The following is a 25,120-nucleotide window of genomic DNA, read 5'->3' as shown; positions in this document are numbered from 1 at the left end:
TTACTTTTTTCTGACTTTATGTATAATTATAATATAAAACTGTTAACCATCAAAATATTTTACTGGTTACAATATTAGGAGGAGTTCTATGAAAAGTTTCTCAATACCGATACGTTTCATGCTTATTTCTTCATTTTTTATGTCTTTTGGGTATTTTGCGGTATACGCATTTTTAGCTATTTATCTATTAAACTTTCTCCATTTTTCAGCTGTTCAAGTAGGAACAGTGTTGACGGTTATGACAATTACATCACGAGTTCTCCCTTTATTCTCAGGATTAATTGCTGATAAAATAGGCTATATCATTATGATGATAGCCGGATTATTTTTAAGAGGAGTCGGACTTATCGCTTTAGGGATATCCTCTGATTTCTATACAATTTCTATTTCTTCTGCACTTATTGGCTTCGGAACTGCATTTTACGAACCTGCCGCTCGCGCTATATTTGGCTCACAGCCAGCTCATATGAGAAAAAATTTATTTACATATTTAAACCTTAGCTTCAATTGCGGTGCAATAATCGGACCAATTGCAGGAGGGTTCTTACTCTTACTCGATCCAATCTATGCTTTCTCTCTAACAGGATCCCTTATGCTGTTATTCGCTTTCATCTTTTACTTACTTAAAAATCACTTCCAAGTCACTACTGAAAATACATCTATTACATTAGGAATACAGGCTATTTTACAAAACAAACCTTTCCTTTTGTTTTCATTTATCATGATCTTCTTCTATATTATGTTTACTCAGCTTACTGTCGCACTTCCACTTCATATGAAAAACATTAGTAATAGCAATCAGCTTGCTACACTCGTTATTACAATAAATGCAATAACAGGCGTCATATTTATGGTGTTATTTCGAAAACTATTTCATAAATACAACACACTTTCAATTATTAAATACGGTGTTTTATTAATGAGTATTTCCTTTTTACTCATTCCTCTATCTCAACACCCGTATTGGCTATTTATTTGTGTAATTTTATTTACAATTGGTGAAACACTCGTATTACCTAACGCTGATATCGCTATTGCAAATTACAGTAATGAATCCTATACAGCTACTTACTTCGGATTTTATCAACTATCACTCGCATTTGGTTTTATCATCGGTAATTATACCGGTACATCTTTTACATCCAACTTAAGCGGCATGTATACACCATGGCTTATTTTTGGCGGAATAGGACTTATTGGTTTTATTTCACTACATATTTTAAATATTAAACAAGGGGACTCTAAAGAGGATATATACCTATATAATGATACGAAACACCTTTAACACATTACAATTGAGCTAGTACCTTTAGACAAAAAGTCTATAATAAAAAATTCAAGATGATTATGTGTTTTACAACCAAACAAATAACAAGCCCCTATATGATAAGTTTCAAATTCTAACCCTGGAACATATCCAGATTTAATACGTTCTATCATTTTTTTATAACAATGATTCTCTTCTGTATATTCTTCAATTAACTCTTTCTTATCTTTTTCCGTCCAGTTTTCTTCTACTTCTTCATTCTGGACATCTTCTATTTCTGCTGTTTTCGCTTCAATAGATTCCCGTATAACTTCATTCATACGGGAAAAATCATTAGCTTTATATAGAGCATACACAAACCTACTAATCCAGTTAGGACTTTTCCAAACTTCTTTGTATCCCTTTTCGAACCATTCAATTGCTTCTTTATAGCAATTCAACTCAACATATAAATCTGCTACATTAATTTCCCCTAAAAAATTATCAGATTCCCTGTTAAAAGTATCTAACTTCTCTTTTGCTTCTGTCGTTCGTTCTAAATCAATTAAACATTTTACATAGCTATACATGATATAGTCCGAATCCCCTGCAACTCGTAAAAAAAATTCCGAAGCTTTTTCCAGCTCTCCAAGGTTATAATGAGCTACAGCTACATTATGATATGCTTCATCCGATGGTTGAATTGAAATAGATTTTTGTAATACTTCTTTCGCTTCTTCCCACTTTTTTGTTTCATATAAATTTCCCCTAACATGTTATAGGGAAAGTATGAAGAAGGATTCAACTTAACAACTTCTTTTATTAATTCAAGAGCTTTCTCATCATTCTCTTCCTCATAAAAGTACATCCAAGCAAGATTATTGAGAGATTGTACCCCTCTAGATTCATGTACTGCTCGATGAAACAGTTCCATTGCTTCCTCACATTTATTTTGTTCAAACATTTCAATTGCCTTCTCGTTAATGTTCAAATAACTACCTCCGAAGTGAATAAATTCATCTACGCTTTATCATTATTTTAAGATGTAAAAATTGAAATTTCTATAAAAAATTTCTTTATCCTGTCTATATTTCGAATAAAACAGAAGCTTACATACACAAATTTACAACAATAAGTAAACTTTTCAATCTCCCTTAAATTGGATATACAGCCTTTTTAACTTTACATATTATGGTATAATTAATTATAGTACTAACTAAACATTTACGCTGGACACTAGCAGTCTAACAATACCAAAATCAATTGAAATCGGGGGATGTTATGAAAAAGAAATTAATTCTTCTATTCATCGGAATCATATTATCAGGATGTTCAACTATAGCAGAGAATTCTTTAGAAACCGGGAAAGGCAGTATGGAATTATTAACACCAACGATCACAACAAAAGATAATGAGTTAGAAATTAAGACCGAAGGCATTGATGAAAATAAAGTAACTTTTATTTATGTTGCTAATAAAAAAGTATTGGAACAAAAGCTAAAGAATGGTGAATCCTACAAACTTAACATTAAAGATATCGAACACGCTCATCGGACAGACTACAAACCAAAAGTTCAACTTTTCCAAACGAAAGATGATAATGATGATGGAGAAATGGTAACGTTTAAACAAGTTAGATATACAGTTAAAAACTAATTTTAAAGTTGTTTCATTATAAATGTAACGAACGAAAATATACTTTTAACAGTAGATACATGTAAGGGGTGCTAACATGAAAAAACGATGGATTTCTTGGTGGTTTGGTAACATATTTTGGATTATCGTTTTTGGAATATGGGCAGCTATTATTTGGCTACGAGATGTTGATGGGGCCGGTGTTACTCAAACACCCGAAATTAAATCAATATCACTTATCGTTTTATTAATTGCGTTTATCATACCGGTATTTTTTCAAATTATATGGCTAATCATTAATTTGAGAATGAGTAAAAAAAATAATTATACGATTTAGCTTTTTGAATTAATAGATGAATATTTTTCATAAAAAAAGAGAGGAATCTACATCAAAATAGATTTCTCTCTTTTACATTTAGACTTATACTGCGCTTTTAATGCAGCACTACTCCTCTTTTTTACGATGCATGTTCATCTTTCTTCTTCATTAACGCTCTTTTCTTCATCGCCTTCGTTAAATATCCACCCTTAAACGAGCGAATTTCATACGAAGACATAAACGCTTTTGGTGCAATTTCATTAATGATTTCCAAAAGTTCTTTCTCTCTAGAACGCTTTGCGACGATATCTAAGCGATAACGTATAGAATTAATACCTTCGCCCTCAAATACTGTAACGCCAAATCCAGAGTGACGTAACTCATCTACTAATTCATTACAACGGTCTAGTAAACTAACTTGATACGTAATATAACCAATTGCTAATTTATTCTCTATATAACCGCCTAATAACAGTCCCGCACTAAAGCCAATGACATAGGCAACGATGTTCATCCAATTTGATAAATCTTGAAACACAATACCTAAACTGACAATGTAAATAGCTCCTTCTAACAATCCAACACCAGCAGCGGATCTTGTTTGATTCTTTACAAGCAAAATCGTACGAATTGTTAATATTGGAACGTAAATAATTTGAAGCACAAAAATAAGTAGCGCTTGTAACATTGGTATCCACCTCTTTCAAAAAGTCTTTTGTCATAATAACATACATAACCTTTAGAAATCGATGGGTTTTTTAAAAATTTTTTATTATTTTTCATACTATTGAAAAACACAAAAAAGAAGCGTATTATATTTGTCGTTAATTTGATTACTTGTATATTATCGCTAAACTAAAAAAGGAACCCGATTAGGTCCCTTTCATCATAGCTCTATGTTTTTCGAAGCATGTTCCCTTTGCTTCTCTTCTTCTTTCACTAACTGCATATTTGCATACGCTAAATTTGCAATCATTAAAAAGTGACCACCTAAAATACCTGTACCGAATGCCCACATTTCCATTTCATGCTCAATTTCATACATGATGATAGCTCCTAAAATAGCAGCTGCAAATCGGTTTAAAACTCCTAATCCAGGAGCCTTTTCCTTCATTACGATACTTTTTCCGAGTTTTTCCACTCTGCGAGCTAATAACCAAAGACAATAGGCGCTTACTGCTAATCCAATACCGAACCCTGTCACTTGTTTTCCAAACGGAGTAATCGTCCACATAAGTAGTAAACCACTAAAGATTACATACAATTGTAATCGATATACACGTAAGGCTTCTTGAATCAAAATATCCGCTCCTAAGTTCTCATTTTTTGTACTTTTAGAAGAAAAGCAGCAACTTACACAGTTGCTGCTTTCTCTTCTTCTTGTTCTTGTTCCATCTTACGAATTTCAACACGTTTAATTTGGTAAGCGTCTTTTTCTAACACTTTAAATTCATAACCTTCCGCCTCAACGTGTTGTCCTTCTTCGATTTCATGATTTTGCATCATAATCCATCCACCGATTGTATCCACATCATCTTCTTCGATGTGTAATCCAAATAAATCTTTCACTTCTGAGATAAGCACTTTTCCATCAACAATGATATGTTGCTCGTTTACATGTTGGATTGGTGGTGCTTCATCTTCATCATATTCGTCACGAATTTCGCCGACGATTTCCTCCAAGATATCTTCAAGCGTTACAATTCCGGCTGTTCCTCCGTACTCATCATATAAAACAGCCATCGGAATTCGCTTCTTCTGCATTTGAAGTAATAAATCGTGAATTGGAGTCGTTTCCATCACTTCAATAATCGGACGCATATACGAGCGAATAGATGATAAATCTTTTTGATCCTCGGTCATATATCGAATAAAGAAATCTTTTACGTTGACCATACCGATAATATCATCTTTATCTTCTCCAAAAATCGGATAACGTGTGTATCGCTCATTTTGGATTACTTTCATGTGTTCTTCTACTGAATCTTCCAGGTAGAAACCAACGATTTCTGTTCGCGGTACCATAAGCTCTTTTGCAATACGATTATCAAATTCAAAAATGTTATTTACATACTTGTATTCAGCTTGATTAATTTCGCCACTTTCATAGCTATCTGAAAGGATAAGACGTAATTCTTCTTCTGTATGAGCTACTTCATGTTCTGAAGCTGGCTTTAAACCGAATAAACCAGTTATCACACGTGCTGAACCGTTCAATACCCAAATAAATGGATACATTACTTTATAGAACATCATTAATGGACCTGCCAATAATAACGTTACCCTTTCAGCCTTTTGAATTGCCATCGTTTTCGGAGCTAATTCCCCTACTACAACGTGTAAATACGTCATAATCATAAAAGCAAGACCAAATGTTAATACTGATGAAATAGAAGGATTTAAGTTCCATTTCTCAAATAACGGGTGTAATAACTTTTCGATTGTCGGTTCACCTAACCAACCTAATCCCATAGCTGTAACTGTAATACCTAATTGACAAGCAGATAAATATTCATCTAAATTTGTTGTTACCTTTTTCGCTGCTAAAGCACCGCGTTTTCCTTCCGCAACAAGCTGATCGATACGACTTGAACGTATCTTTACAATCGCAAACTCTGCTGCTACGAAAAATCCAGTAAATGCGATTAAAATCGCAACCATGACTAAATTAAATATTTCCAATGAATCCCCTTAGTTAAAAAACTAAGGTGTCCACCTCCTGTATACTATAATGTTTTCTTATTTGTTCGTTAGAAAACATAGCCCGATACAAAAATTAAAGAGGTCGGATTTCACTTATTCTATAATAATAGAGCAAGTGTCTGTATTAAAGCTGTCGTTTGACCAGATAAAGATTTCGATATTTTTTCACGTTGTGAATCAGTCAATCCATCTAAAAGCGGCTTTAACTCAGTAAGCTCCACTTCTAATTGATGAATATGGTCTGTCACTTCATTCACTTGTTTCGAAACGTGTTCATTGATACCGAGCAGCTTCTTCTTCTCCTCGATTTTCTCTTTAATCTCACAAAGCGGCATATGCATTTCTTTGCGCTTCTCAATAAATTGTAATGTCTCAAATGCTGTTTCGTCATAATAGCGATAATTAGATTGAGATCGCTCCGCTTTTAAGATACCTAGATTCGTATAATAATCAATCGTTCGTTTCGACACGTGAGCCATGAGAGCCATGAGAGCCAACTGTCCGATTCGATACACCTTCCCAACGATCTTCCCCCCCTTGTTTATATTACTTACATCATACAACACATAAACTGTACAGTCAAACGTGACGGTTTATTATTCACAATTTATACAAAATTCCAATCTCCTCCTATGATGATTCAATACGAGTAATCTACACTTATACAATAAAATTACTAAACTACTACCTAATCACTACATTGTCTGCCACTTTTAACCTTTCTTATTTAAAAGCATATCCTACTAATAATGATTGCTTGTATAGGAGGGAATTAATATGAAAAAGACAATCATTTCTCATTTTTATAATGAAGAATACCTACTTCCATGGTGGCTTATGCATCACACGAAAATATTCGATCACGGCATTTTAATTAATAGAGGGTCTACAGATCGTTCCGTAGAGATTTGTAAACTATTAGCACCCCATTGGGAAGTACGAAATTCAAGATTTCTTGAGTTTGATCCAACTAATACTGATATTGAAGTGATGGAAATTGAAAGAGAAGTTTCAGGTTGGAAAATCGTTTTAAATACTACTGAATTCTTTTGTTGTAATAATACTGAAGAATTTTTTTCATCTCTTCATACACTAGGCCAAAACATGTATGCGATTAGAATGATTTTAATGATAGATAATCATAATTATAATTATTCAAAGCCTAGATATTCTATCCCCTTAGTAGAACAGCGATACCACGGTGTCTTCCCTTATAACCCAAATCTCGGATGTGCTTGGAGATTTATTCACAATCATCTAGACGGTGCATATTTACCTGGTAGACATCATTCGCGGCACGGATATATAATTTATGACTATCCTTCATTTATTTTAAAATTTTATTTTAGCCCTTGGAATGAACAATCAAAGGCAAGAAAATTACAAATTACACCTACCCTTTCAAAAAGGGGTGTTCAAATGGGACTTCAAACACATTACGGTCAATCTCCCGAAGTACTGGACATACGTTTTTTAGAGCTTAGTAACCTAACACAAGACCTCCGTCATAACCCTGAATATCAAGAATTATTTCCAAAATTCAAACCGTAATATTTTCTGCATCGTCATCACCTCAAACATTTTCATTCACTTAATCAAAAACAATTTCATTTGCATAAAACATGAATACTATATAAATAATAAATTTTTATTTTAGGAGGAAAAAATGAAAGCTGTTATTCTTGCTGGTGGGTACGGTACAAGAATTGGGGAAGAAACACATTTAAAACCGAAACCTATGATTGAAATTGGAACAAAACCTATTCTATGGCACATTATGAGTTTGTATAGTCATTACGGGATTACTGAGTTTATTATTTGCTTAGGCTATAAAGGATATGCAATTAAAGAGTTCTTTCTAAATTACAACTTACACATGTCTGATTTCACAATACAGTTAAACGATAATACAATTACTAGCCATTCTCATCGTGTAGAACCATGGAAAGTTACACTAATCGATACTGGTGTAAATACCGAAACGGGTGGCCGAGTGAAAAAGATTCAAAATTATGTCGGAGATGAACCTTTCTGCCTCACTTATGGTGATGGATTAAGTAATGTAAATATAAAAGAACTTATTACATTCCATAAAAAACATGGAAAAATGGCTACTGTTACTGCCGTACAACCTCCTGGTAGATTTGGTTCTCTCATATTAGATAAACAGTCTGTAACATCTTTTCAAGAAAAACCATTAGGTGATGGCGGATGGGTTAACGGTGGATTTTTTGTTTTAAATCCTGAAGTTTTCAATTACATTAGTGGAGATAAGTCTGTTTTTGAAACAGACACTTTAGTTCAGTTAGTAAACAAAAATGAATTGGCCGCATATCAACATTCTGGTTTTTGGCATCCGATGGATACTAACTAAAAGGAGACTTATTATGGCACTAGAAATGAAAACAAACTGTCAAATTTGCGATCAATCGCTCGAACAAGATTCTGAAGCATACATTTGTGTATATGAATGTACATTTTGCGCACCATGTACAGAAGAAAGACAAAACGTTTGTCCAAACTGCGGCGGCGAATTAGTACGTAGGCCGAAAAAGAAACAATAAAAAGCAAAGCGATATCGCTTTGCTTTTTATTGTTTTCTGAGTATATGAAATTATATCGAACACAACTTAAACATTTAAAAACTTCACACAAACAGGCTCTGGCACAGCAACATCAGATTGTAAAAGTGTTAACTTTCCTGTAGATTCATCTCTTGAAAATAGCACAAGATTATGTGACTTTTCATTTGTAGCAACAAGAAACTTTTCAGTAGGATCTAATACAAAGTCCCTCGGCCAATTTCCTTCTGTAGATGTATGTTCCACAAATGCAAGCTCACCTGAGTTTTGATCCACACTGAAAACAGCAATACTATTATGACCACGATTACCTGCATATACAAAGCGGCCGTCAGAAGAAATATGGATAGCACTGCCTTGACTATTTTCATCAAATTGTTCTGGAAGAGTAGAAATATACTGTAATTCTGTAAAGGATCCTTCTTCCGAGTTATATGTTAACGCAATAACCTCTGAACTAAGCTCCGTCATTACATAAGCGTATTTTCCATTTGGATGAAAAGCAATGTGTCTTGGTCCACTTCCCGGATTCACAGACAGGCTATTCACTTCTATTAATGTACTATCTTTTATTTCATACGTAATTAATTTATCTATCCCTAAATCAACACCTACCACATATTTTTCATCAGGAGTGTACCCCGCGTAATGTGCGTGTGGTTTTTCTTGTCTTTCTTTATTCGGACCTGAACCTTCATGCGCCATAATAGATGAAGCAGGATTTACAGTTCCATCTTCTTCATTTACTTCAAAAGACTCAATCGTTCCTTTATGGTAATTTGCTGTAACTACTGTATGATTTCCACTATCAACACTAATATGACAAGGAGAAGCCCCTTCTACTACTTGTCTATTTTTCGCTTTTAGTTCTCCAGTATGACTATCAATGGAATAAGCAGCTACACCGCCAGATTCGCCTTCCTTAACAACGGAATAGAGATATTCATTATTTCGGTTAATGGTTACATATGTAGGGTTATCCAACTTAGCGGCAAGTGTTACATTACCAATTTTTTTTGCTTCCGTGTCTAAAATAAACTTATATATTCCTTCGCTATTTTCTTTCGTGTAAGTCCCAACATATCCGATAAACTCTTTGTTATCCTTCATTTTCATAACCCTCTCTCCCTATATTTTTCGTTCATCATACTTCTTAAAATATTTTATGTTGAAAGAGTATCCAAAAAAATCGGAGTACCTCTTTATACGTTACCATATTTTATTGGTAAATAACTTTTAAACCCACTTTTTTTGATACGCTGCTATACTTTCATATTCTTCTTCCAATTGACGGGACAGACGAATATAGATTGGCGTTAAATCTTTATATTTCTCCACACTTTCCATGTTTGGCTCATGATGAAAATCTGCACCTACCATTTCAGAAACTACGGATAATGTATCTATTTCACCTAAACTATATAAACCGAGGATTGCAGCTCCTAAGCAAGAGCTTTCGAAACTTTCAGGAACATATACGTCTTGATGGAAAATATCCGCCATCATCTGTCTCCAAAGTTCCGACCTTGCAAAACCGCCTGTCGCTTGAATTTTTTTCGGTTCGCCAATTAGTTCTTTTAAAGCGAGAAGAACTGTATATAAATTATAAATTACCCCCTCTAAAACAGCACGGATAAGATGTTCTTTCTTATGATGCAATCCGAGTCCAAAGAAAGATCCTCGTGCATTTGCATTCCATAAAGGAGCTCTTTCCCCTGCTAAATACGGGTGAAATAATAAACCGTCAGATCCAGGATTCACTTTTGCTGCTATTTCAGTAAGCACCTCATATGGATCTTTTCCTAAGCGCTTTGCAAGTTCAATCTCTGAAGTGCCCAATTGGTCACGAGCCCATCTGAAAATCATACCACCGTTATTAACTGGACCACCGATTACCCAATGGTCTTCAGTTAACGCATAACAAAAAATTCTACCTTTTGGATCTGTTACAGGACGATTTGTTACAGCACGTATCGCACCGCTTGTACCAATTGTAACAGCCACAACGCCAGGATCTATTGCATTTACACCTAAATTAGATAGTACTCCATCACTCGCTCCTACTACAAAAGGCGTAGAAACAAGTACATTCATCTCTTTGGCAAACTCTTCATCTAATCCTGTTAAACTGTGCGTTGTTGGAACAAGCTTTGAAAGCTTTTCATCTGTAATTCCTGCTACATGTAAAGCCTCTTCATCCACTTTAAAGATTTTAAATTGAACATTCCTGTCGCTGATGCTATAGAATAATCAATTACATATTCTTTATATAACTTGTAAAAAACATATTCTTTAATAGAAATGAATTTATAACTTTTTGCGAATAACTCTGCTTGCTCATTCTGTAGCCAAACTAATTTCGAAAGTGGTGACATCGGATGAATTGGTGTCCCAGTACGAAGGTAAATTTCATGACCATTCATATCATTCTTTATTTTCTCCGCCCAGCTTGCACTTCTATTATCTGCCCAAGTGATACATCTCGTTAACGGCTTTCCCTTTTCATCTACAGCAATGATACTATGCATTGCTGAACTAAAAGAGACACAAAGAATATCATTCGGCTGTACACTACTTATTCGTACAGTTTCTTTAATCGTATTTATTACTGCATGAAAGATTTCTTCTGGGTCTTGTTCTGCTGTTTCAGGTGTAGGAGAATATAAAGGATATTCAATTCCATGACTAGCAATAACAGATCCATCAGTAGAAAATAGAACTGATTTTGTACTAGTTGTCCCAATATCTACACCAATCATATATTTTGAGCTCACCATTTCTTCCTCCTAACAAAAAATTGCTACAGTATCCCACCATAAAAATACATTCCTTTTATCTATTGATAACGTTGTAAGCCATAATTATCTAAATAGAAACATCTTTATCTTAAACAAACATATCGAGTAGTAAAACGCCTCCAAAAGCGATAAATGAAAGTAATGTTTCTAATACTGTCCATGTTTTAAATGTTTCTTTCACTGTTAAACCTAGGTATTCTTTTACCATCCAGAACCCAGCATCGTTTACGTGAGAAAACATTAACGCTCCTGCACCTGTTGCAATGACGAGTAATTCTAAATTCACACCTGTCGTATTTTCAACGATTGGCGAAACGATACCGGCTGCTGTTGTTAAAGCGACTGTCGCTGACCCTGTCGCAATTCGAATTAACCCAGCTACTATAAATGCTAATACAATTGGAGATAGAGCTAAATGCTCAGACATTTGAGCAATAGCATTCCCTACCCCACTATCGATGAGAATTTGCTTAAATCCCCCGCCAGCACCAATAATCGCAACAATTGAACCGATTGGTAATAAGCTATCTTCTGTTATCTTCTTAATAGCTTTTTTATCGATACCTTGACGAAATCCAAGAAAATAGAACGCCGCAAAACATGCAATCAATAGTGCAATTATAGGACTACCGATTAATGTGACAATCTTCATCAAAGTATTAGAAAGAGGCACATAAGGAGCTGCTGCAGCTAAAACCATTAACATAACAGGTAACAATATAACTAAAAATGAAACTCCTATTCCTGGTAATTTCGTTGATTTTGTATTTACACGAATCAATTCCGGCTCATTTTCAGGAATTACACGTTTGTGAATCCATTTCGCAAATATAGGACCTGCAATAATCGCTGCAAAAAATGTAATAATGAGTGAATACATTAGTACCTTCCCAAGATTCGCTTTATAAATACCAATTGCAACTATGGCCCCTGGATGCGGAGGAACAAGGCCGTGTACGACAGATAGCCCAGCAATTGCTGGTAATGCTATCAATAAAATATTTTGTTTCGTTGTTTTATGAATTGAAATTACTAACGGCAGTAATATTAAAATGCCTACTTCAAAAAACACCGGGATTCCAATAATAAAACCTGCAATTAACATCGCCCATGGTAAGTTTTTTATCCCAAAGGATTTAATAAAGAACTCTGCCACTTGCATTCCAGCACCTGACTCTGCCATCATTTTCCCTAAAATTGTACCTAATACTAAAATACCTACTAAATGCCCGAGAACACTGCCGACTCCCGTTTCATAAGCACTCACTATTTTATCCATTGGCATCCCAGACATAATTGCTAAAAACAAACTTGCAATCGTTAAACTAATAAATGCATGCCATCTCCACCACGATACCCCTAAAATAACAATTACGATTGATAATAATGTAATCATTAAAAGGTACATATTCATACGCAGTTCCCCCCCTTTATGTAAACCCTTTCAAAATTGCTATACAATTAAGAGAACCTATATAGTTCTTTCATGAGCAAGAATTTATATATCGATATACAAATCATCTTCACAAAATAATAATTTATACAAAAAGAATCTCCCTTATCAGAGATACATGTTAACTCACCTCTCTGATAAGGGGATTTCTCTTCCATAATTATAATGTTATTGTGATAAACGCTTCGCGCGATCAATTTTCCCTTTTTTAAAAGTGAATGACACTTTCTTCTCTTGCTGTTTTCACGTAGTAAGACTACAAACTCAGTATCCACTTTAAACGATGAAGTTACTTAGGATTTGTCTTCTCATGAAAAACAATTTTCGGAAAGCACCTTCACTTTCATAACATTATAATTTAGGCGCTTTCGCCCAATCAGCAGCAAATTTCTCAATACCTTGGTCTGTTAATGGGTGCATAGCAAGTTGTTCAATTACTTTATAAGGGATTGTTGCAATGTGAGCACCTGCCATCGCTACACGAGTTACATGATCTGGATGTCTGACAGAAGCCGCAATAATTTGTGTATCTAATTGATGAACATCGAATAATTCAGCAATTTTAGCAACTAATAGTACACCATCTTCAGAAATATCATCTAAGCGTCCTAAAAATGGAGAAACGTACGTTGCACCTGCTCGAGCAGCTAAAAGTGCTTGGTTCACAGTGAAAATAAGTGTAACGTTCGTTTTCACACCTTTTTCAGTAAGGTAGCGACAAGCTTCTAATCCAGCTAACGTCATCGGAAGTTTAATTGTAACTTTTTCATCGCCACCGTTAATTTTAATCAGTTCTTCTGCTTGAGCAATCATTTCTTCAGCTGTAACAGCATCTGGCGTTACTTCTGCCGAAACAGATTCAACTTTAGGAACCGCCTGACAAATTTCTGCAATACGGTCTTCAAATTTAATGCCCTCTTTTGCTACTAAAGAAGGATTCGTTGTAACACCAGCTAAAACTCCAAGTTTATATGCTTTTTTTATATCCTCAAGATTTGCAGTATCAATAAAAAATTTCATGATTAATTCCCTCCAGTTTTTAAACGTTGATGAGTTACATGTTTAATATGCTTATCCCGTAAAAGCCCGATTTGTGTGGAATGAAGCCCCTACTTATTAAAGTTTCACTTTATTTCTTTTCTACTGCATGTCCACCAAATTCATTGCGCAGAGCTGCTACAACTTTTCCTGTAAATGTATCATTGTCTAATGAGCGGTAGCGCATTAATAGAGACATTGCGATAACAGGAGTTGCTGTTTGAAGGTCTAATGCTGTTTCTACTGTCCATTTTCCTTCACCAGAAGAATGCATAACACCCTTAATCTCATCCAGTTTTGCATCTTTAGAAAATGCATTTTCTGTTAATTCCATTAACCAAGAACGAATGACTGAACCGTTGTTCCATACTCTTGATACTTTTTCATAATCGTAGTCAAATTCACTTTTCTCTAGAATCTCAAATCCTTCACCAATAGCAGCCATCATACCGTATTCAATTCCGTTATGAACCATTTTTAAGAAGTGACCACTACCAGCTTTTCCAGCATATAAGAATCCATTTTCTACAGCAGTATCGCGGAAGATAGGTTCAACGATGTCCCAAGCTTCTTGATCTCCTCCGATCATGTAACAAGCACCATTACGAGCGCCTTCCATTCCGCCAGAAGTTCCTGCATCCATAAAGTGAATGCCATCTTTCTTTAATTGCTCATATCGGTGGATAGACTCTTTATAATGTGAATTACCAGCTTCAATTAAAATATCTCCTTTTGATAAAAGTGGTGTAACCTCATCAATAACAGAATCAACAACAGCGTGTGGTACCATTACCCAAAGAATTCTTGGTGATTGTAATGACTGAACAAGTTCACCTAAACTAGATGTACCTGTTGCCCCGTACTCTTTCATTTCTTCTACTGCGCTCGTATTTAAATCAAATGCTACTACTTCATGTTTATGATCCATTAAATTTTTCCCTAAATTTAATCCCATTTTACCTAACCCAATTAATCCTACTTGCATAATATAATTCCTCCTCAAATCATCTTTTATTAAAAATCCATATCACTACAATCTGGAATACCTTTCAGCACTGAAATTTTAATATGTACAGAAAGGTATTCACAGTCATAGCTTAAGAATTCAACACATTTTTTGTAATTTGAACAACATTTTCTGTCGTAAATCCAAATAGATTCATGACTTCAGCTCCAGTACCTGAAGCTCCAAATGTTTCAATTGATAGTACTTTTCCTTCTTGTCCTACATAACGTTCCCAACCGAGAGATACACCCATCTCAAGAGATACTCGTTTCGTTATAGAAGACGGAAGAACGGATTCTTTATATTCGTTCGATTGGTGATTGAATAGCTCCCAGCTCGGCATTGCAACGATGCGAACAGAAACTTGATCTTCTTCTAATTTTGCTTTCGCACTAGCAGCTAAGGATACTTCAGAACCTGTCGCAATTAAAATCACATCCGGATTTTCATTCGTTTGTGTTAATACGTAAGCTCCTTTAGAGAGATTCTCTATGTTCGCTTTCGTTTCATTAAACACCGGTAAATTTTGACGACTCAGTACTAAAACGACTGGACCATCCGTTTGCTGTAAAGCATACGCCCAAGCACTTGCTGTTTCATTTGCATCTGACGGGCGGATAACTGTTAAACCAGGAATTGCTCGAAGAACTGCCAATTGTTCAATTGGTTCATGCGTTGGACCATCTTCTCCTACAGCAATCGAATCATGTGTAAATACGTAAGTAACAGGTAACTTTTGCAGTGCAGCCAGTCGAATGGACGGACGAAGATAATCATTAAATACAAAGAATGTACTTACGAAAGGTTTTACTCCTCCATGAAGCGCCAATCCATTCGCTGCAGCGCCCATTGCATGTTCACGTACACCGAAATATATATTTCGTCCAGCATATGATTCTACTGCATATACTGCTTCACCTTTTATATCTGTCATCGTAGAATGAGAAAGATCCGCACTTCCACCGAAAATAGAAGGAATCGTTTTCACATAATGATTAATAGCTTCCCCACTTGCAATACGAGTGGAAATCGTTTTTTCAGTATCAAAAGATAGAATGTCTTTCGCTTCAATTAAAACCTCACCTGTAATCGCTTTTTCTAATTCATCTGCCAGTGTAGGATTCGCTTCTCTGTATAAGTTGAACTGCTCATTCCAGTCATTGTCTTTTTCAATACCTTTTTGTTTTAGTTCATTAAAATGAGCTTTTACTTCTTCAGGTACAAAGAAATCTTCCTCATAATTCCAACCATACACTTGTTTTGTCGCTGTCGCTTCTTCTACTCCAAGCGGATTACCATGTGCTTTGTTCGTTCCAGCAACTTTTGGACTTCCATAACCTATAATGGTTCTAATTTCTATAAGAGTAGGTTGATCCGTATTTTCTTTCGCTGATTGAATAGCTTTTGTAATCGCATCAACATCGGTTCCATCTTCAACTCTTACATATTGCCAATGTACAAATTCTGCCCTTTTCTGAATATCTTCAGAGAAAGCAATGCCTAATTCACCATCAAGTGAAATTTCATTTGAATCATACAGTACAATTAACTTGCCAAGTTTCATATGTCCTGCCATTGACATCGCTTCATAAGCGACACCCTCCATTAAGTCACCATCTCCGACTAAAGCATACGTATTGTGATCTATAATAGAGTGACCATCCTTATTGAACTTCGCTGCTAAATGAGCTTCTGCCATTGCCATTCCGACAGCATTAGCAATCCCTTGTCCTAACGGGCCTGTAGTCGCTTCAACTCCAGGAGTATGACCAAACTCAGGATGTCCTGGTGTTTTACTATTTAACTTTCTGAAGTTTTTCAAGTCATCAATTAAAACATCATATCCAGCTAAATGAAGTAAGCTATATAACAGACTTGATCCATGTCCCGCCGATAAAACGAAACGATCACGGTTAAACCATTCTGGGTGATTAGGATTGTAATTTAAATGATTCGCCCATAATGCATAAGCCATTGGTGCTGCTCCCATCGGAAGACCTGGATGACCTGAGTTTGCCGCATTAATAGCATCAATCGATAACGTACGAAGTGTATTCACTGCTAATTGATTTATGTTTTGTGTCATAGTAATCGTCCCCCTAAATGCTTTCATTAAAGAAAGTACTTATTTTTCCGTCTCTTGATCTAACCACCATTTAAATCCACTTTCTTGTAACAGTTCATTAGACGCTTCTGGACCATATGAACCAGACTCATATTCATGAAGCGGTAATAAGTTTTCCTCGAACGCTTCAAGAATTGGTTGTACCCATTCCCATGACAATTCAACTTCTCTCCAATGTGCAAAGAATGTAGCGTCTCCACTCACAGCATCATGAATGAGTCTTTCATACGCTTCAGGTACTCCCACATCCGCTTGCTCACAAGTAAAGTTAATACGCATCGGTTCAATTTCTCCATTTTTCAATGGATTTTTACTGTTTAACTGTAATGAAACGTTCTCACCTGGGCTAATTTCAATTATTAATAAGTTAGGTGCTGCATTTGGATTATTATCTTGATATTGCTGTTTTAACGTATTTTTAAACTCGATTACAATACGAGTAGACTTTTCTTTCATTCGTTTGCCTGTTCGTATATAGAAGGGAACGCCAGTCCAAAATGGATTATCGATCCACAGGCGAGCAGCAACAAATGTGTCTATGTTAGAAGAAGGATTTACTCCTGGTTCCTCTTTGTATGCTACAACTTGCCCGCCTTTTATCTCACCTGCAGCGTATTGTCCGCGAATGATATGGCTTTGAACGTCTTCTTTTTTCACTTTACGAAGCGTTTCCATTACCTTTCGCTTTTCCTCTCGAATTTCACATGCATTAACCTTTTCCGGCAGATTCATAGCAGTCATCATTAATATTTGTAACATATGATTTTGAACCATATCTCGAATGGCCCCTGCCTGGTCATAATATCCTGCCCTTTCTTCAACCCCAACTGTTTCACTCGCTGTGATTTGTACATTCGCTATATGTTCTTTATTCCAAATTGATTGGAGAACAGGATTTGCAAATTCTAATGCCTCAAGATTTTGAATCATCGGTTTACCTAAATAATGATCAATACGGTATATCTCGTCTTCTTCAAACGTGCGACTAAGCTTATCGTTAAGCTCACGAGCAGATGTAAGGTCGTGCCCGAATGGTTTCTCAATCATCAGACGTTTCCATCCATCCGTTTTATCAAGTCCGCTTTCCTTAATATTTAAAGCAATGGTCTCGAAAAATTCAGGATCAACGGAAAGATAAAACATTCTATTTCCTTTTATATGTAATTCTTCTTCCCTTTCACGAACGACTTGTAATAACCTCTCATAGTCTTCTGGCTTACTCACATCTAATGGACAATAGCGAAAATTATCTAAAAAACCTTCCAGTTCTGGAGTACCTTCTTCTCTATGACGGGAAAACGTCTCTATTGATTCTTTTATTCTTTCTTGAAAATCTACATGAGATACTTGACGTCTCCCAAGCCCGATAACGGATATTTGCTTTGGAAGCTTTTGATCTCTATATAAGTTATATAGTGCGGGGTAAATTTTGCGTTTCGCTAAGTCCCCTGTCGCTCCAAATAAAACAAAGGTCATTGATTCCAATTTCAGTCCCCCTCTTGTTGTATAATCCTTGTCAATATTTTAAAAATGAATTGTACAGAAGCTCATGTTTTATAAAAACAAAGAGTTATCAAATTCCAATTCTTTTTATACCTTTCGCTTTTTAATTGTCCCCAATATTAATAGTGGCAATTCAAAGCATTTCTACCACAACTTACTTATTTATAGAATTTAACAAAACATTTTATATCTGATTACTTTTAGTAATTAAATAATCTTATGTCTAATATATTAATCACATAAATTATTATCGTCAATAAAAATGTCTTGAATTACATACGATTTATTTCGTAATAATTTTCTAATTGTATTCCTAGTTACCATTCATTTTCAAAGATAATGATCGTTATAATAAATATCAGTTTCATCTAAATCTTCAATTAATTTTGCGTTAAACTCACGAGCAGACATTACATTATAATCAAAAGGCTTCTCTATAATAAGACGATTTAATCCTTTTATAGCTCACAATCCACTTTCCTTAATATTTAAAGCAATGACATCAAATACTTCTGGTATAACAGATAGGTAAAACATGCGGTTTTCAGGAATGTTTAATTCTGTTTCACGCCTCTTTACAAGACTAAACAAATCTTGATAGTCCTCTACATTCGCTGTATTTAATTGACAATAACGAAATGTGCTAATGAATCCTTCTACTCCTGATTCGTCATCAGTAGATCTTCTAGAAAATATAGCAATGGATTGTTCTACCTTTGTTTGAAATTCCACATCTGACATTACCTTTCTACCAATACCGATAATTGAAATATACTGCGGTATATTTTCATTACTAAATAGTTTGTATAAAGCAGGGTGAATTTTGCGTTTCGTTAAATCCCCTGTCGCTCCGAATAAAGTGAAACTTTAATCAGTGGAGGTTTTGTTCATCCCCACTGATTATTAGCCTTCACCAATCGGGCTTTACGGGCAGTTGATCCTCCACCTAACTTCTGCTTCCGCTGAATTTTGAGGCGGGGGTCTTACTGCCCGGCAAATAGCGGGATAAACATAATGAATAAATCATGCTGCAAAAATAACATCTACCCTTTCTTCATAAAGCTTTACAATTGCTTTCGCAAGTACGTTACATTATTTGACGTACTTCCCCCTTCTCTATATAAAATTCTCACTAACAAAATTCAAAATATTATACTTATTTTTCGTACTTTGCTATGCTATAACCACAAACAGGAGGTATAAACTATGAAAGCACAAATTATCCATTCTTTTGGGGATTCATCTGTATTTCAATTAGAAGAAGTTTCAAAACCAAAACTTTTACCAGGTCATGTTCTAATCGATGTAAAAGCAACAAGTGTAAATCCAATCGATACAAAAATGCGGAGTGGAACCGTTTCAGCCGTCGCTCCTGAGTTTCCAGCTATATTACACGGCGATGTAGCTGGTATTGTTATTGAAGTAGGAGAAGGTGTTTCGAAATTCAAATCAGGGGATAAAGTATACGGATGTGCCGGAGGTTTTAAAGAAACTGGAGGTGCACTTGCAGAATTTATGCTTGCTGATGCACGATTAATTGCTCACAAACCTAACAATTTAACAATGGAAGAAGCTGCTGCTCTACCATTAGTTGCAATTACAGCTTGGGAATCTTTATTTGATCGTGCAAATATTAAACCTGGTCAAAATGTTCTCATTCATGGAGCTACTGGTGGCGTAGGACACGTAGCCATTCAACTAGCTAAATGGGCAGGCGCTAAAGTTTTCACAACAGCTTCTCAGCAAAACAAAATGGAAATAGCCCATCGTTTAGGAGCCGATATAGCTATTAATTATAAAGAAGAAGCTGTTCAAGAATATGTACAAAAACATACGAACGGAAACGGATTTGAAGTTATATTTGATACAGTAGGCGGCAAGAATCTTGATCATTCTTTTGAAGCTGCTGCGGTCAATGGAACTGTCGTAACTATTGCAGCTCGTTCAACCCATGACCTCTCTCCTTTACACGCAAAAGGACTCTCTCTGCACGTTACTTTTATGGCATTAAAAATATTACATACAGATAAGCGTAATGATTGCGGAGAAATCTTAACGAAAATAACGCAAATTGTAGAAGAAGGAAAACTTCGTCCATTGCTAGATTCTAAACCTTTTACGTTTGATGAAGTTGCACAAGCACATGAATATTTGGAGTCAAATAAAGCAATAGGTAAAATAGTTTTGAAAAACGTTTGGTAACTTTCACTAAATAATACAAATAACAAATGTTTGTTGTTGGAAAATAACAGCGAGATCGCTTCGCCTTATCTTTTTCTTAAAAGGCGTGCCACAACCTTAAAAGCTTTCCATCCTTTACAACAAGTAAAAAAATAACAGCTAAATTTTGAGGTGGGGGTCTTACTGCCCAGCAAATAGCGGGATAACATTCAAAAAAACCTTGCAGAAAAATTCTACAAGGTTTTTGTCCATAAATACAAATTAATCACTATATTAAAATGAAAGAGTTTGTAATTCATCACAATAATATTAAATATACGCTGCTTTAAAGGCTTGTTGGACAGCTTGTACTTCTAATGAGTCTTTACCATATAAGTTCGTTGCTACACGAATACAAGCTTCTTTTAATTCTTTAAAATCAGAAGTCATATTTAATTCATCCGTATTTGCATAATAGAAAATATCAAACATTTTATCTTCTCCAATGCCATGTATGTTTACTCCATTATGGCTTCCACCACTAGCAATCAAGTAAGCTACTTTATTAATAATGCTAGAGTTCGTGTGTACACCACCATGATCGTGGTCAGCATCAATAGGTAAGTTATTATAATGCCTATAATCCTCTGGATATCTAGAAGAGATAGATGATGGGTTTTTCATATCTCTAAAAATACGACCTGATTGTTCTCCCATTGTCCAATTGAACTTTCCGTTATTGGCATACTTTTCAACTGCTACTCCTAAAATATCAGATAACGCTTCATTAATTGCACCAGCTTCTCCTGCGTACTCAAGTCCAGACTCATTTCTTGTAACCGCGTGTGTAAATTCATGTCCTGCCACATCAAATGCTCTAACAATTGGATCTCCGTATACTAGCATAGCGCCATTACTAAATGCATTAAACCACTGCTTAGGATTTCCTTTATTCGTACCATTTGTGTTCCAACCATGAACGACAGAAATTACTTTTTGTCCGTTATTATCAAAGCTGTTACGGCCATATTTTTCTTGATAAAAATCATATACTTTCGTTGCTAAATAATGGGCACTAACTGCTTTAGGATCTGTAAAATTTGTAGAATTACTTGTTACTAAATCATCGAGATAACCCCATACATTTCTTCTATAATTATTATAATCTTTATAATTAGCAGTATATGTTTCAATTCCCTTACCACGAGAATAATCTGCAAGCATGTACGTTCCATCACTTCTTTGTGTAATTCCAAACGTACGATTAATACCTAAGTCATCTTTTCCTGTACCTGTTAATTTTGAAGGATCTGTTGATTTATTTGATGTCGCAGATTGGACAATACTACTCTCTACTTGTATACCCAATTTTTGAACGAGTTCTTTTAATAGATTACCACCAAAAGCATCAATTAATACTGTACCGGATACATATTCAGGTGTAGATGCACTAAAAGTAATTTGATATGCGTTTGTAGCTTTATTTGTATTTTCATCTACATATACCACTTGTTTAATTTCTGGTTCTTCAATAAATGTGAGATCATTTCCATAGATGTTGAAAAGCTGTTTCTTTGCATCCTCTTCTGATAGAGTAATAGGTTGTTTCAAATCTTCCTGTTGTTGTAAATCTTGAGCACTATCTCCCGAAACGCTCGTAAGTACACCATCATCATTAATATGTGCTGTTAGTTGATATCCGTATACATCACGTCCTTCATACGTTTGTTGAAGACGTACCAATGTAGTACCATCATAAGATTTACGACTTTGCGTAACATTATAATTAACTTTGGATTCCGTATTAACTTGCTTTGATGATAATGCTTGTTCTGTTTTTCCTTTTAGTGCATCCTTTGCTACATTTTCTGCCGAATTTTGAGAAGGTGCTGTTAAATTACCTGTTCGGAACGTATCTTCCTTTGTTTCCACTTTTAAATCTTCTGTTTCCGCATGTACTCCTCCATAAGGCATAATCGCCGATAACACCACTCCTGTAGTTAAACCTACCTTTACGAAATTATTCATATTTTTACTCTTTTATAATCGTATTATTAAATTAAATAAATGTATTTTAGAATTTTAAGCATAGATAAAAAATTTTAACTATGGCCAATCGTTTTTACATACCTCTACATACATAGGTTAATAGATTGGTTTGCTACTTTTTTAGATTCAATTCATTTCTCAAAAATTACTCATTATATAAGCTATCTTTATATTTATTCATATACGTTATTTTTTGTGGTTCTGATAACATATTTATTGCCATCCACATATTCTTTTTCATTTCTAATTTTTGCATTGGTATCTCTTTTAAAAACTGATTACCTATAATCGCTTCCATTTCTTCATCAATTCTTTGTATAAGATTTTCTTCTGGATTATTTTGCAAAGAAGTATTTTTCAATCCCCATTTTGTTATTATAAATTCATTCGTTTTATTCATAGGATTAATAATAGTAGCTTTACTAGTTAATCGTTTTTTTATTTCATCATGATAGATTTTAATTCTATATCCCTCTTTTAGTGGAATGATATCTTTTACAATTGTTACATTTGTTCCTTCCATTTCCTTCGTATAAATTTTTTCACCTTTTTCATTAAAGACCTCTATCGATGCATATTTTTCACCTGCATAATAGCTATGAGGCGTTTTAGTAGTAACCGTAAAAATAGCTCGATTTTGCTCTAAGTCTGTATTTAATACGGCAAACTGGTCATCTCCTAATCCTAGGAATTGAATCGTTTCATTTACCAACTTACTCACTTTCATTTCGTTAATATCAATCTTTAGACTATTATCTTTTTCTTTTACATAGGCATAATACGAACTGAAATGGTACATACTATTCGTTTTCCCACCTGAAATTTCAACCGTATACACTCCATTTGGTACGTCTTGTAAATTGATATCTGTTGTTTCAATTGTTTTCTCTTGAATAACTGTATTCCCTTCTTTTAATTTAATTTTTCCTCCTTTTAATGTATCTATTTCATTTGTATTTAAATGGATATGCAAATTCCCTTTTAGCCCAAGTGTAGCAATTTGCTGATTCGTAACTATTTCGAAGTTGGAGTTTATCGGAATATCAGGATCAACTATAGCTCTTGCTTTCGCTAATTGTGATTCAGGCACTATATAAGCTAAAGAAGTAACAGCCGGAAAACCTTTCGCCCTATTCATCTCTATTTGTTTGTGATTAAGCTTAAAGCCCCACCTTTCAAAAACAGGTGTAAAATCAACTTGTCCATTCTCACTATAATACTGATTCATTAAATCTGGTAAAGAATGGTCACCTTTTTTGAAAGCAGCATTGCTAGCTAGTTTTCGATAACCTTGATACATTTTTGCAAATGCTTCATTGCCAGCTTTTTGTTTCGCCATCGTTAAAAGAATAAGTTTTTGTCGTAAATCTAAATCATCATAATTTTTATTTTCTTTCATTAAAGCATTATATAAATTCCGTTCTACCTGTTCCTTTTTCCCGAAATTAAACAACCAACCAACTTGATCTGCTTTTTTGCCGTATTTACTATATTGATATTGAACACCAAATAGATTATTAGAAACTTCTCCTGTAAATATTCCTTGATTATCAAAACCAGCTTGGTATCCATGAGCGATTTCATGTAAAGTTCCCCAACTTAGTTTATCTAACCACATCTTTGTACTATCTGTACTATTCGCTGTCCAATTTGTGCCATAATAGGCACCGCCAGCACCAGATATATCTGCTTTTAAGAAATAACGATTTTGACTTTTTTTATTTTCAAACGTTGAGCCATCTAAACCAATAATTGAATCATACATCACAAAAATATCTTCATAATACGCAATTAACTCATCCAATGATTGAAAATCTTTTAAAGATCTTACTAACTCTTTATCTTTTTTAGGTACAAATAATTGAAAACTCTCCCCTTGAAGTAACGCATACTCTCCATCAAATTGATCCCATGTACTAAAAAATTGAGATACACTTCCTTGTTGTTTATAAATGGGAAGGGGTTTAGTAGCACTTTCATTCCCTACTTGGTACTCAAGTACAGCGTGCTCTTCACCATACGGAGTATCTATGAAAGGAACTAAAGACGTATCACCTTGGATAGTAACCCATTCATTTCCTACTTGTATGGATTTTTCATTTTTTGAGTCATTAGACAATAAACGTAATGTTAATTTGTCTTTAAAATTAGGATTTGTTTGTCTTACCTTTAATGCTGTATTTCTCTTCAAAATAAATCCTAAATCTTGTCGATCATGATATTTCCCCTTACTTATGCCCGCCTGAAATATCCAAGTAGGCTCTTCTAAACTAGTAATTTTTTTTGCATTTATTCGTTCATCAGCATGTAAGTGTATATTTCCTATGAGGAAAAACATTGTATACATTAGGCCTATAACAAGTAACCTTTTCATTTGCATATCTCCTTCTCTATTTTTTTATATACAAAATACAATAAAGCCCTCCTTCTTCACTTATAATTGTCGTCAATAAGTTACTTATCAGTGTAATTATTATAGTTACATTAACTCATGATTATCAAT

The 25,120-nt window shown here is 34.7% G+C and carries 18 protein-coding genes and 4 pseudogenes; 7 read left to right on the top strand and 15 right to left on the bottom strand.

The features are described 5' to 3' along the window. The first annotated feature begins 88 nt into the window (after positions 1–88). On the top strand, positions 89–1,285 hold the full coding sequence (locus tag MR169_RS19400; RefSeq protein WP_242319862.1) for an MDR family MFS transporter: 1,197 nt from the start codon (positions 89–91) through the stop codon (positions 1,283–1,285). Here MR169_RS19400 and MR169_RS19395 read toward each other — a convergent pair. Beyond that, a pseudogene (locus MR169_RS19395) lies at positions 1,282–2,237 on the bottom strand (tetratricopeptide repeat protein). The gene MR169_RS19400 and the pseudogene MR169_RS19395 sit on opposite strands and share 4 nt — an antisense overlap. 290 nt (positions 2,238–2,527) lie before the next feature. On the opposite strand from MR169_RS19395, the gene MR169_RS19390 reads away from it, so the two are divergent. Together MR169_RS19390 and MR169_RS19385 are read left to right on the top strand one after the other, a co-directional pair. Further along, positions 2,528–2,902, top strand: coding sequence for a hypothetical protein (locus MR169_RS19390; RefSeq protein ID WP_000727843.1), 375 nt, complete (start codon positions 2,528–2,530; stop codon positions 2,900–2,902). Positions 2,903–2,978: 76 nt separating this feature from the next. After that, positions 2,979–3,218 carry a DUF3923 family protein gene (locus MR169_RS19385; RefSeq protein ID WP_000747669.1) on the top strand — a complete coding sequence of 80 codons (240 nt, stop codon included), beginning with the start codon at positions 2,979–2,981 and terminating at the stop codon, positions 3,216–3,218. Positions 3,219–3,339: 121 nt separating this feature from the next. Here the strand turns inward: MR169_RS19385 and MR169_RS19380 are convergent, their stop codons facing one another. The 4 genes from MR169_RS19380 to MR169_RS19365 all read right to left on the bottom strand — a co-directional run bounded on the left by MR169_RS19380 (position 3,340) and on the right by MR169_RS19365 (position 6,418). After that, positions 3,340–3,888 carry a DUF2179 domain-containing protein gene (locus tag MR169_RS19380; RefSeq protein ID WP_000938438.1) on the bottom strand — a complete coding sequence of 183 codons (549 nt, stop codon included), beginning with the start codon at positions 3,886–3,888 and terminating at the stop codon, positions 3,340–3,342. A gap of 198 nt (positions 3,889–4,086) precedes the next feature. Beyond that, a complete protein-coding gene (locus MR169_RS19375; RefSeq protein ID WP_000613876.1) occupies positions 4,087–4,500 on the bottom strand; it encodes an ATP synthase subunit I in 414 nt (137 codons plus the stop codon). A gap of 53 nt (positions 4,501–4,553) precedes the next feature. Then, positions 4,554–5,882: a hemolysin family protein gene (locus tag MR169_RS19370; protein WP_242319861.1), complete on the bottom strand. Its 1,329-nt coding sequence runs from the start codon at positions 5,880–5,882 to the stop codon at positions 4,554–4,556. A 119-nt stretch (positions 5,883–6,001) separates the two neighbouring features. After that, positions 6,002–6,418: a MerR family transcriptional regulator gene (locus MR169_RS19365; RefSeq protein ID WP_242319860.1), complete on the bottom strand. Its 417-nt coding sequence runs from the start codon at positions 6,416–6,418 to the stop codon at positions 6,002–6,004. 262 nt (positions 6,419–6,680) lie between these two features. On the opposite strand from MR169_RS19365, the gene MR169_RS19360 reads away from it, so the two are divergent. The 3 genes and pseudogenes from MR169_RS19360 to MR169_RS19350 all read left to right on the top strand — a co-directional run bounded on the left by MR169_RS19360 (position 6,681) and on the right by MR169_RS19350 (position 8,467). Continuing rightward, a complete protein-coding gene (locus MR169_RS19360; protein WP_000750973.1) occupies positions 6,681–7,454 on the top strand; it encodes a glycosyltransferase family 2 protein in 774 nt (257 codons plus the stop codon). A 115-nt stretch (positions 7,455–7,569) separates the two neighbouring features. Continuing rightward, positions 7,570–8,271, top strand: a pseudogene (gene rfbF, locus MR169_RS19355) (glucose-1-phosphate cytidylyltransferase); the annotation flags it as partial. Positions 8,272–8,290: 19 nt separating this feature from the next. Then, positions 8,291–8,467, top strand: coding sequence for a DUF1272 domain-containing protein (locus MR169_RS19350; RefSeq protein ID WP_001162791.1), 177 nt, complete (start codon positions 8,291–8,293; stop codon positions 8,465–8,467). 66 nt (positions 8,468–8,533) lie between these two features. On the opposite strand, the gene MR169_RS19345 is transcribed toward MR169_RS19350, so the two are convergent. The 8 genes and pseudogenes from MR169_RS19345 to MR169_RS19310 all read right to left on the bottom strand — a co-directional run. Continuing rightward, positions 8,534–9,601 carry a lactonase family protein gene (locus MR169_RS19345; RefSeq protein ID WP_109140317.1) on the bottom strand — a complete coding sequence of 356 codons (1,068 nt, stop codon included), beginning with the start codon at positions 9,599–9,601 and terminating at the stop codon, positions 8,534–8,536. Between the two features lie 120 nt (positions 9,602–9,721). Then, positions 9,722–11,262, bottom strand: a pseudogene (gene gntK / locus MR169_RS19340) (gluconokinase). A 109-nt stretch (positions 11,263–11,371) separates the two neighbouring features. Then, on the bottom strand, positions 11,372–12,697 hold the full coding sequence (gntP, locus tag MR169_RS19335; protein ID WP_001057623.1) for a gluconate permease GntP: 1,326 nt from the start codon (positions 12,695–12,697) through the stop codon (positions 11,372–11,374). Between the two features lie 390 nt (positions 12,698–13,087). Continuing rightward, a complete protein-coding gene (gene fsa, locus MR169_RS19330) occupies positions 13,088–13,756 on the bottom strand; it encodes a fructose-6-phosphate aldolase (protein WP_000667676.1) in 669 nt (222 codons plus the stop codon). Positions 13,757–13,865: 109 nt separating this feature from the next. Further along, complete coding sequence (gnd, locus tag MR169_RS19325; protein WP_242319859.1) at positions 13,866–14,759, bottom strand: phosphogluconate dehydrogenase (NAD(+)-dependent, decarboxylating); 894 nt, start codon at positions 14,757–14,759, stop codon at positions 13,866–13,868. 112 nt (positions 14,760–14,871) lie between these two features. After that, positions 14,872–16,866 carry a transketolase gene (gene tkt / locus MR169_RS19320; RefSeq protein ID WP_242319858.1) on the bottom strand — a complete coding sequence of 665 codons (1,995 nt, stop codon included), beginning with the start codon at positions 16,864–16,866 and terminating at the stop codon, positions 14,872–14,874. A 39-nt stretch (positions 16,867–16,905) separates the two neighbouring features. Continuing rightward, on the bottom strand, positions 16,906–18,390 hold the full coding sequence (zwf, locus tag MR169_RS19315) for a glucose-6-phosphate dehydrogenase (protein ID WP_242319857.1): 1,485 nt from the start codon (positions 18,388–18,390) through the stop codon (positions 16,906–16,908). Positions 18,391–18,738: 348 nt separating this feature from the next. Continuing rightward, a pseudogene (locus tag MR169_RS19310) lies at positions 18,739–19,275 on the bottom strand (glucose-6-phosphate dehydrogenase); the annotation flags it as partial. Between the two features lie 339 nt (positions 19,276–19,614). Here MR169_RS19310 and MR169_RS19305 point away from each other — a divergent pair. After that, positions 19,615–20,610 carry a zinc-dependent alcohol dehydrogenase family protein gene (locus tag MR169_RS19305; RefSeq protein WP_061664255.1) on the top strand — a complete coding sequence of 332 codons (996 nt, stop codon included), beginning with the start codon at positions 19,615–19,617 and terminating at the stop codon, positions 20,608–20,610. A gap of 288 nt (positions 20,611–20,898) precedes the next feature. On the opposite strand, the gene MR169_RS19300 is transcribed toward MR169_RS19305, so the two are convergent. Then, positions 20,899–22,596: a M4 family metallopeptidase gene (locus MR169_RS19300; RefSeq protein WP_001058947.1), complete on the bottom strand. Its 1,698-nt coding sequence runs from the start codon at positions 22,594–22,596 to the stop codon at positions 20,899–20,901. 166 nt (positions 22,597–22,762) lie between these two features. Beyond that, positions 22,763–24,991, bottom strand: a complete 2,229-nt coding sequence (locus MR169_RS19295) for a putative mucin/carbohydrate-binding domain-containing protein (protein WP_242319856.1) — start codon at positions 24,989–24,991, stop codon at positions 22,763–22,765. Between the last annotated feature and the right edge of the window lie 129 nt (positions 24,992–25,120).

Origin of the sequence: Bacillus cereus group sp. BfR-BA-01349, assembly GCF_022663795.1 — a bacterium.
Taxonomy (GTDB): Bacteria; Bacillota; Bacilli; order Bacillales; family Bacillaceae_G; genus Bacillus_A; species Bacillus_A cereus.
This window is presented reverse-complemented; position numbering and strand designations above follow the sequence as displayed.

Bases quoted from the DNA above. Each gene is read 5' to 3' on its own strand.
- MR169_RS19300 (WP_001058947.1), bottom strand. From the start codon at position 22,596: ATGAATAATTTCGTAAAGGTAGGTTTAACTACAGGAGTGGTGTTATCG.
- gnd (WP_242319859.1), bottom strand. From the start codon at position 14,759: ATGCAAGTAGGATTAATTGGGTTAGGTAAAATGGGATTAAATTTAGGG.
- MR169_RS19400 (WP_242319862.1), top strand. From the start codon at position 89: ATGAAAAGTTTCTCAATACCGATACGTTTCATGCTTATTTCTTCATTT.
- MR169_RS19345 (WP_109140317.1), bottom strand. From the start codon at position 9,601: ATGAAAATGAAGGATAACAAAGAGTTTATCGGATATGTTGGGACTTAC.
- MR169_RS19360 (WP_000750973.1), top strand. From the start codon at position 6,681: ATGAAAAAGACAATCATTTCTCATTTTTATAATGAAGAATACCTACTT.
- gntP (WP_001057623.1), bottom strand. From the start codon at position 12,697: ATGAATATGTACCTTTTAATGATTACATTATTATCAATCGTAATTGTT.
- MR169_RS19390 (WP_000727843.1), top strand. From the start codon at position 2,528: ATGAAAAAGAAATTAATTCTTCTATTCATCGGAATCATATTATCAGGA.
- MR169_RS19385 (WP_000747669.1), top strand. From the start codon at position 2,979: ATGAAAAAACGATGGATTTCTTGGTGGTTTGGTAACATATTTTGGATT.
- MR169_RS19350 (WP_001162791.1), top strand. From the start codon at position 8,291: ATGGCACTAGAAATGAAAACAAACTGTCAAATTTGCGATCAATCGCTC.
- MR169_RS19305 (WP_061664255.1), top strand. From the start codon at position 19,615: ATGAAAGCACAAATTATCCATTCTTTTGGGGATTCATCTGTATTTCAA.
- MR169_RS19295 (WP_242319856.1), bottom strand. From the start codon at position 24,991: ATGAAAAGGTTACTTGTTATAGGCCTAATGTATACAATGTTTTTCCTC.
- MR169_RS19380 (WP_000938438.1), bottom strand. From the start codon at position 3,888: ATGTTACAAGCGCTACTTATTTTTGTGCTTCAAATTATTTACGTTCCA.
- tkt (WP_242319858.1), bottom strand. From the start codon at position 16,866: ATGACACAAAACATAAATCAATTAGCAGTGAATACACTTCGTACGTTA.
- fsa (WP_000667676.1), bottom strand. From the start codon at position 13,756: ATGAAATTTTTTATTGATACTGCAAATCTTGAGGATATAAAAAAAGCA.